The organism is Mitsuaria sp. MSU3D (assembly GCF_056867975.1).
The window spans coordinates 3,012,453-3,020,961 of record NZ_CP200314.1; the positions used below are offsets into that span (position 1 = coordinate 3,012,453).

General features: G+C 68.0%; 10 protein-coding genes. 4 read left to right on the plus strand and 6 right to left on the minus strand.

Annotation, left to right across the window (positions count from 1 at the left end):
- Window positions 1-45: 45 nt before the first annotated feature.
- The 4 genes from AC1VNM_RS13235 to AC1VNM_RS13250 all read right to left on the minus strand — a co-directional run bounded on the left by AC1VNM_RS13235 (window position 46) and on the right by AC1VNM_RS13250 (window position 4,735).
- On the minus strand, window positions 46-1,224 hold the full coding sequence (locus tag AC1VNM_RS13235; RefSeq protein WP_483107223.1) for a hypothetical protein: 1,179 nt from the start codon (window positions 1,222-1,224) through the stop codon (window positions 46-48).
- Between the two features lie 29 nt (window positions 1,225-1,253).
- Window positions 1,254-3,074 (minus strand): hypothetical protein, encoded by a 1,821-nt coding sequence (locus tag AC1VNM_RS13240; RefSeq protein WP_483107224.1) that lies wholly within the window; start codon window positions 3,072-3,074, stop codon window positions 1,254-1,256.
- A 22-nt stretch (window positions 3,075-3,096) separates the two neighbouring features.
- Window positions 3,097-4,158: a hypothetical protein gene (locus tag AC1VNM_RS13245; protein ID WP_377152889.1), complete on the minus strand. Its 1,062-nt coding sequence runs from the start codon at window positions 4,156-4,158 to the stop codon at window positions 3,097-3,099.
- 67 nt (window positions 4,159-4,225) lie between these two features.
- Window positions 4,226-4,735, minus strand: coding sequence for a lysozyme (locus AC1VNM_RS13250; protein WP_377152887.1), 510 nt, complete (start codon window positions 4,733-4,735; stop codon window positions 4,226-4,228).
- Between the two features lie 111 nt (window positions 4,736-4,846).
- Here AC1VNM_RS13250 and AC1VNM_RS13255 point away from each other — a divergent pair, with 111 nt between their 5' ends.
- From AC1VNM_RS13255 to AC1VNM_RS13270, 4 genes are all read left to right on the plus strand, one after another.
- On the plus strand, window positions 4,847-6,163 hold the full coding sequence (locus tag AC1VNM_RS13255) for an Nramp family divalent metal transporter (RefSeq protein ID WP_483107225.1): 1,317 nt from the start codon (window positions 4,847-4,849) through the stop codon (window positions 6,161-6,163).
- Between the two features lie 94 nt (window positions 6,164-6,257).
- Entirely contained in the window at window positions 6,258-6,470 is a 213-nt protein-coding gene (locus tag AC1VNM_RS13260; protein ID WP_483107226.1) for a DUF4287 domain-containing protein, read from the plus strand.
- 27 nt (window positions 6,471-6,497) lie between these two features.
- On the plus strand, window positions 6,498-6,926 hold the full coding sequence (locus AC1VNM_RS13265; protein WP_483107227.1) for a type II toxin-antitoxin system HicB family antitoxin: 429 nt from the start codon (window positions 6,498-6,500) through the stop codon (window positions 6,924-6,926).
- 4 nt (window positions 6,927-6,930) lie between these two features.
- A complete protein-coding gene (locus AC1VNM_RS13270) occupies window positions 6,931-7,158 on the plus strand; it encodes a type II toxin-antitoxin system HicA family toxin (RefSeq protein ID WP_431051590.1) in 228 nt (75 codons plus the stop codon).
- Here AC1VNM_RS13270 and AC1VNM_RS13275 read toward each other — a convergent pair.
- Entirely contained in the window at window positions 7,155-7,841 is a 687-nt protein-coding gene (locus AC1VNM_RS13275) for a glutathione S-transferase family protein (protein ID WP_483107228.1), read from the minus strand. The two genes, AC1VNM_RS13270 and AC1VNM_RS13275, sit on opposite strands and share 4 nt — an antisense overlap.
- A 308-nt stretch (window positions 7,842-8,149) precedes the next feature.
- A complete protein-coding gene (locus AC1VNM_RS13280; RefSeq protein ID WP_483107229.1) occupies window positions 8,150-8,509 on the minus strand; it encodes a hypothetical protein in 360 nt (119 codons plus the stop codon).

Genomic DNA, 8,509 nt, shown 5'->3' on the forward strand with positions numbered 1-8,509 from the left:
CCCCCACAGGCGGTCAGGCGCTCAGGTGGTGAGGCGATCCGGCGGTCAGCGCGCATCCATCGGCGCGAGGGTCGCCCCGGCGGGCAGCGGCAGCCAGTTCGACAGGTCGAAGAGCCGCCACGCGGGAATGGCCCAGGCCAGGCCGTCGTCGCCGGCGATGTGCATGGCCACCAGCGTCATGCGGCCGTCCGCGCCGACCAGCACGATGGGGCTGCCGCTGTCGCCCGGGCGCGAGCCCTGGGTATCGATCGCCTCGAAGCCGATCAGCTCCGTCTGGTACAGCGTGCGGACCACGTTGCGCGGGGTGCCGGCCAGTTCATAGGGCAAGGGCACCGGAAGATGCGGCGTGACGCTCACGGTCACGCGTATCGACCCCACGCCCTCGCGCGGCGACAGCAGTTCGAACCAGTGGTCGCGGTCCAGGATCAGCAGCTCTTCCACGGAGCGCACCCAGGGGTGGACGGGGTCGAAGCGTCCCAAGGCCGCGAGCCGCGCCACCGCCGCCGGGTCGAGGATCTCCGCCAGCTGCACGTCGAAGCTGGGCCGGGTCGACGCCTCGTCGCCATCGATCAGCCCTCCGACCTCCAGCGTGCGCGCGAGGGTGGATCCAGTGACGAATTCCTTCACCTCGAGGCCGCCGAACACCGCGCCGGTGTCACCGTCCGGCGACGGCGAGAACACGTGTTGCGCGCTCAGCAGGCAGTCGCGCACGCCGCCGGGTTCCGACAGCCGGACCAGGCATGCGAAGCTGCCCCGCTCGGGCATCGCGTGACCCGCGTGGTGCACGCTGACGCGCCGATCGCCGTGCGGCACGCTGCGGTGGTAGGCCCCGCTGTCCTGCACGTCGATCGGCATCGCGAAAGGCACCCGGCCTGCGCCGCGATCGGCGAAGGTCACCAGCCACCGCGGCAGGCGCGCCGGCGAGTCTGCGGGCAAGGCGCGCTTCTCCCGCACCACCAGCACGATGCAGACGTCGCTGGTGACGGACCAGGTCGCGCCGTCGCCGCGCTGCCGGAAGCCGGGGGCCAGGGACACCACGTCCCGATGCGCGCCCAGCAGTTCCGGCGCGCGCGTCAGGCAGATCTCGCGCGCCAGGCCGAACAGGAAGGCGACGTCCTTCGCGGCCGCCTCGGTGTTGGTCCTGGCTTCGGCCAGCAGGGCCTCGTCCATCCGCAGGGCCTGCGCGCGCATGCGGGCGGCCCAGGTCTGACGGGCCGGCGGCACGGGCGACCGCCGGCTGCGATCGGACGGGGTCACGATTTGACGCAGGGCGCGCTGCGCGTGAGGTCGATCTGCGTGAAGTCGGGCGACAGGGCCTTGTCGGCGACCAGCGACTTGACGGCGTCCTTGTTCGCCGCCGTCAGGAGGCTGCGCACGTCCTTGACGGGCAGTCCCTGCGCGGGCATCGGATCGCACTTGAGGGTCACGAAGAACCTGGCGGTGGCGAATTCGGTCGAGGCCACCCTGAACTGGGTGCCGGCCACTGTGCCCTTGAGGCCGCCACCGGCCTTCAGCGACGCGTCGAGCGCGCGCCAGGCGGCATCGACACGAGCGCCCTGGGCCTTCTTCGCTTCGGCGTCGGAGGCCGGCGGCGCCGGCGGTGCGACCACCACGACCGAGGCCGCGCCCACGGGAGCGGGAGCGGGAGCGGGAGCGGGCGCCGACGCCGACGCGGCCGGGTCGGGCTTCTTCGGTGGGGGTGCGGGCGGAGGCGGCGCGGTGACGGTCCCCTTCTTCTTCGGATCCTCGGCCGGCGCGGACGCGGCGGCCTCCCTGACCCGCACCACGAGCCACTGCGTCTGCCTGATCGCGCTCGTGTCCGACACCCGGAAGTGATAGGTCCCCGCCGTGGTGGCCGGGGTCAACCGGACCGAGCGGCTGTCCGTGTTGCCGGTATCGACCAGCAGCAGCAGGTCGGCGCTGCCCTCCTCCTGGGCTTCGAAGCGATAGGGCGGCGAGCCGCCGGTGACGTGGATGCGCTGACCGGTGACGGCGCCCTTGAGCACGAACTCGAGCTCGCGCGGCGCCAGCGCCATCGCCGCGACGACGTCGGTCACGCCGCACTTCTTCAGCGCCTTGGACACGCCCGAGACATCGACGGTGGACAGCACGCCCGAGACCGCCACGCGGGCGGCTTCCAGCGCGACCATTTCATTGGCCAGGTTCCGAGCCGCCGCGTCGATGTCGCTGGCGTTGTCGCCTTGGGCCACCGACCGCTTGGCGTCCGGCGTGTACTCGGCCGTGGCCGCCTTGCCCGCGATGGCTTCGCCGCCCTGGGCGATCGACGCGGCGAAGTCCTTGTAGCCCTTCAGTCCCGCGTCCATCGCGGCTTCGGGATTCACCAGCAGCGATTCCATCGCCTTGTTCACCGCCTGCGCGATGCGGTAGACGGCCTGCCTCAGTTCCTTGCCGCTGAGGGCGTCGAGCAAGGTCAGCGCGCTGCCGCGCATCGTCGACGCGTCCTTGATGGCCACGGCCGACTGGGCGAGCAGGGTTTCCGCGCCGCTGGTGATGGGCACCGAGGCCTTGTCGGCGATGGCCTTGGCCACCAGGTCGCGCAGCGCCTGCGCGGCCCGCTCGGTGCGGTCCATCTGCTGGCCGAGGACCTCCTGCCTCGCGTCGATCTCCGCGTACCGTTTCGCGCTGATCTCCAGCGGCAGGGACGCATCCTTCGCGCAATCGATCGCCCGGATGCCTTCGTTCCAGACCTGGACGCGGCGGGCATCGAGCTGGATGCGGGACTGCCCGAGCAACGTGCCGCCGACGAGGGACGGCACCAGGATCGCGTCGCGGTGCGGATGGCCGGCGGCGATGCCGAGGATGCCGGCGCCCAGCCAGAGCAGGCCCGAGAACGACGCCTGGGCCTGCGCGGACTGGTCGCGGATGGCCTCCTGGTAGGTGGCCCGGACCAGGTTGGCGAACTGCTGCGCCTTGGGCAGCGTGTCGATCTCCTTGCCGCTTTCCTTGGTGGTCGCGACCCTGAAGCCGGGCGCGTCGATGTCGACGATCGGATTGCCGGCGCAGCCGGCGGTCAGGACGGCGGCGATGCCGATGGGCAGGATGTCGCGACGCATGGGGAGCTCCTTCTCCGGACGATCAGGGGGTCGGCGTGTAGCCGGATTTCGGATCGGCGGCCGGGCCGTCCTCGGCGGCGCCGGCCTTGCCGGACAGGTCTTCGGGCACCTTCATGCCGACGTAGGCGCCGGCGCTCAGCCCCATGAGCGTCAGCAGCGAGCCGTCGAACTCGGGCATCGCGAGTTCGGTCGCCACCTCGATCAGGAACATGATCCCCAGCGCCGCGGTCATGACGACCATCTGCAGGCGTTGGATGGCGACGCCGCCGGCATCGGCCAGGATGTCGTGGAAGAACACGCCCTCGCGGCCGGGCGCGACCTCGCGGCCGTTCGAGATGCCGACGGCCACGACGGTGGTCGCGCCCGAGATCCCCATCAGCGCGAGGGCCTGCGGGCTCACGCTCGGCAGTTGCCCGGTGACCAGCCACAGGAACACGAAGGACGCGAAGACGATGGCGAACCACCAGGCGAACTGCGTCTTCGCCAGACTGAAGGTCCGGCGCTCCAGCGGCAGGTCGGCCTGACCGACGTCGCGCAGCAGGGCCGAGTGTCCGGCGAGGTAGACGATGAGCCCCCAGACGAGCAGCACGACGACCAGCGCCAGCGGCGCCCACCACTCGAAGATGACGAAGCTGAACTGGCTGCCCGGCTGCGTGATGCGCCGGGGGGCGCCGCCCTCGGGGGTCAGGACGATCTTGTAGGCCAGGGTACGGGGCTCGGCGACGGTGCGCAGCGGATGTCCGAGGATCAGTCCCCAGACGGCGCGGTCCACCTCGACGGACTGGCCGGGCGGGCGCACGTGGCGGAAGTCGAAGCGCGCGACCGGCGGGTTGTCCTCGCAGCCGACGGCCTTGATGCCGGTGTCCATGCCCTCGATCCACAAGGCCATGGCGGTGGGCGACGGGATCTGGTCGCAGGTCGGCTCGGTGAGGCGTGGAAAGGAGAATTGCTCGTTGATGCGCGTGTCGGCGAGCCGAGAGGCGCGCGCGCCGGGGCTCAGTCCGACGAAGGTGGCAACGATCGCGCCGAGGACGACGACGGTGACGAGCAGCACCTTCGCATGGGAGGACAACTTGACGGTCATGGGCGTCTCGCAAGGAGGTGGCGGGGTGCGGGCATGAGGCGGTCCGGGTTCATGGGGCTGGCTGCGCTCATGGCGTGAGGAAGAGCTCGCGCTCCGCCGCGCGGCGCCGCTTGAGCCCGTTGAGGACGACGCCCTTGGCGAGGACCCAGCGCCCGAACTGCTCCGCGGCCGCGCCCTTGTCGCCGGTGTTGAGCAGGCGCAGCAGCGTCGAGGCGCCGAGGTTGCCGCTGCCGACGTTGAAGGTGAAGCTGACCAGGGCGGCGAATTCGTTGTCGGTGAGGCCCACCTTGACGAGGTGCTCCACGTCGCGGGAGGCGTCCATCAGGTCGGCGCGCAGCAGGTCTTCCGCCTCGATGTCGGTGATGCCGCCGGGGTACAGCGCGTAGGCCGCGGCCTTGTCGCCGTCGCCGGTCAGGAAGCGTCCGCCCTGCCGGATGGCGTGGCCCCAGCCGATGGTCCAGATGCCGACGGGATCCGCATAGGGATCGAGATTGACGGTGGCCGGATCGCCGTCGACGATGCCCTCGAAGCCCTTGATCAGATCCAGCCCGGCCTGGTTGATGTCTCTCTGGGCCATGGCCCCTCCTCGCGCCTTGCGTTGACCCATGCTGACAGCGCCCCCCCGCACCGGCATCCTTCAAAGTGATGATGAGGAGACGGGCGGCGTTCTGCCCCGAGAATCCGCCCCATGCTCGGCCTGCCCACCACCGCCACCGCCCCGTTCTGTCCCTCCGAGGTCCACGGTTCGATCGATCTGCGCGAGGGCGCGCCGTTGTGGAAGCGGTTGCTGCGCGTCGCGGGGCCGGGGCTGCTGGTCTCGGTCGGCTACATGGACCCGGGCAACTGGGCCACGGACATCGAGGCCGGCTCGCGCTTCGGCCATGCGCTGCTGTGGGTGGTGCTGGCGTCGAGCCTGGCGGCGATGCTGCTGCAGACCTTGTCGCTGCGGCTGGGGCTGGTGTCGGGTCTTGACCTCGCGCAGGCCTGCCGCGAGCGCTACCGGCCCGCGGTGCGCCTGCCGCTGTGGGTGATGGCCGAGCTCGCCATCGTCGCCTGCGACGTGGCCGAGGTGCTGGGCACGGCGCTGGCGCTGCACCTGCTGTTCGGGATGTCGCTGCTGGCGGGGGTCGGCATCGCCGCGCTGGACACGGTGATCGTGCTCGGGCTGAAGGGCCGGGGCTTCCGGCAGGTGGAAGCGATCATCCTCGGCCTGGTGATGACGATCGGCGTCTGCTACGCGGTGCAGCTGTTCCTGATCGGGCCGGACTGGGCGGCGGTGGCGCGCGGCTTCGTGCCCAACGGCGTCGCGGTGCAGGACCCGAAGGCGCTGCTGCTGGCCATCGGCATCCTGGGCGCGACGGTGATGCCGCACAACCTCTACCTGCACTCGTCCATCGTGCAGACGCGGCGCGTGGGGAGCACGGCGTCGGCCAAGCGCGATGCGATCAAGCTGTCGACGATCGACACGCTGGTGTCGCTGACGCTGGCCCTCATGGTGAACGCCGCGATCCTGATCCTGGCCGCGACGGCCTTCCACGCACACGGGCACACCGAGGTGACGGAGATCCAGGACGCGTACCACCTGCTGGATCCGCTGGTGGGCGGCTCCATCGCGTCGGTGCTGTTCGGCGTGGCGCTGCTGGCGGCGGGCCAGAGCTCGACCTTCACCGGCACGATCGCGGGTCAGGTCTTGATGGAGGGCTTCCTCCGGCTGAAGATCCCGTGCTGGCAGCGCCGGCTGGCGACGCGGTTCCTGGCACTGGTGCCGGCGTTCATCGGCCTGTGGTGGTTCGGCGAGGCGGCGGTCGGACAGCTGCTGGTTGCGAGCCAGGTGGTGCTGAGCCTGCAACTGCCCTTCGCGATGTGGCCGCTGATCCGGCTGACGGGCGACCGCGCGGTGATGGGCGAATTCGCCAACGGGCCGGTGGTGCGGGTGCTGAGCTGGGGGCTCTTCGCGCTGGTGACCGGGGCGAATGCGGCGTTGCTGTGGTCGCTGGTCAGCTGAAGCGGAAGACCATGTCGAAAACGGCGCGGATCGATCGTCGTGAGGATGAGGTCAGGCACTGACCCGACGATCACCAGCCAACCAGGAGCGATTCATGAGCACCGAAGAGAAAGTCAAAGGCCCCGCGTCCTACTTCCCGTCCATCGAGAAGAAGTACGGACAGCCTATCGATCACTGGATGGGCGTGCTGAAGACGGCGGGGCCGATGAAGCACATGGAACTGGTCGCGCTGTTGAAGACGGAACACGAGATGGGCCACGGGCATGCGAATGCGTTGGTGGCGGCGTTCTTGGCGAAGCAGAGATAGCAGATCCGGCGAGCACCAAAAGCGAAAGTGGACGACTTTGTCCGATCCTCGCATCAGAACTCGCCGTTCGTTGGCGCGCATTTGACGCAAACGTGGTCCGCTTCAGAAACAGGCGGCGCGTCGAAATCGGAAGAGCCGTCCGTTCCTAGACTGCTTGCATCAATTCAGCAGTCCGGAGGCGTCATGCTTCAAGTTCCTTCCTTGCGTCAGCGTCACCTGCCCGTCGTGCGCGGCGCTATGCTCCCGCGCATGATCTTCAATGCCCTGATCGAGCGCGAGCCTGACAGCGACATCCTGGTTGGCAGCGTGCCCGAGGTTCGCAGTGCCTACACGCAAGGCGCGACAGTCGCCGAGGTCCTTGAGAACCTGACGGAGGTGCTGCAGATGCTTGCCGAAGAAGGCTTGGTGAGCATCGAGGGCGGCATCGCGTTCAACACCACGTTCCGCATGGAGTGAGGTCATGGGCGCCGGCCTGCCGGTGCTCAGTGCCAGGGAGGTTGAGCGGATCCTGCTCGCGCTGGGATTCGTGCGACGCCCCGGCAAGGGAGCACATCGCTTCTTCCGCCATGCGGACGGCAGGACCACCACGGTGCCCTTTCACGCCGGCCGCGACATCCGCTCTTTCCTGTTGCACAAGATCTGCGCGGACATCGGCCTCTCTATCGCCGACTTCATCGGTTCGCGTTAGCCAGGCTGCTTGCCGGCTGCCAGCGCGTAGGGACCACCGCGTTCCAACGCCCGCTGGTAAGCGGGCCGCGCGTGGATGCGCTTCAGGAACTCGGTGATGCGCGGCTGGCGCGCCGCGGCGCCGCCGCGCTGCACGGCGGCTTCAAGCGGGAAGCTCATCTGCACGTCCGCCGCGCTGAACTCCTGCCCCGCGAACCACGGGCTCTTGCCGAGCTCGCCTTCCAGGTAGTTCATGTGGTTGTCGATCTGCGGCTGCACGAAGGTCGCCTTGGCTTTCGCGGCAATGCCCTTGGCGATCGGCTTCACGAAGAACGGCACGGGCGCGCGCTCGATGCGGTCGAAGACCAGCTTGAGCAGCAGCGGCGGCATGGCCGAGCCCTCGGCGTAGTGCATCCAGTAGCGGTAGCGCAGCGCGTCGGGCGTGCCGACGGCGGGCTTGAAGCGGCCTTCGCCGTAGCGGTCGACGAGGTACTCCAGGATCGCGCCGGATTCGGCGATCACCAGACCGTCGTCGCTGATCACCGGCGACTTGCCGAGCGGGTGGACGGCGCGCAGCTCGGGCGGCGCAAGCATCGTCTTCGGGTCGCGCTGGTAGTGCTTGATCTCGTAGGGAAGACCGAGTTCTTCAAGCAGCCACAGGACCCGCTGCGAGCGGGAATTGTTGAGGTGGTGGACGGTGAGCATCGGGGGAGTCTATGCGGGCCCGCTGGGCGGGCGTGTCACTCACGCGCTTCGTTCCAGTGAGCACTCGATCTCCCGCCTCAACCCAATGACCAATGACGGTGGGCAATCTACGACTGCCAACAATGAATGCCCCAAGCCAGATTGGCTGCCAACATTCGCAACCGAATCCTGTCGACGTTGGCGCCTCTTATCACCCTATAGCCGGTTGACGTTGTGTGGCCCACCATTTCTTGCTCGCAATCCGTCCACCAAGCCAATCTCACACGCGAATCAAATCTCGTTCAGAAACGCACGAAATTACTTCAAGATCAGCTCCACCCATGAAATTCCGGATCGTATCGATGTTCGGAACACATGAATTTGTCCGCCACATCGTCCCAGTACTTCTTCAATTCCACCTTGGCTGCATCATTCAGAGCCATTGAAGCGACATGCCGTCGAATCTCCCTCACCGCAATATTAAAATCACAATCAGACAACTCGTCAAAGCTGATTATTTTCAAGGCGGCAGCTTCTTTCACTTTTCGCAAAATATTTGGATACTGCTGCCCTAGAGCGTCGTCCAGCATTTTGCCAAATTCATTAAACAGCCACGAGCTCACATACTCATCGTTATAAACATAACCATCAGATGTTTTTCGCGCACCAAGAATTATCGAAGCAGCCAT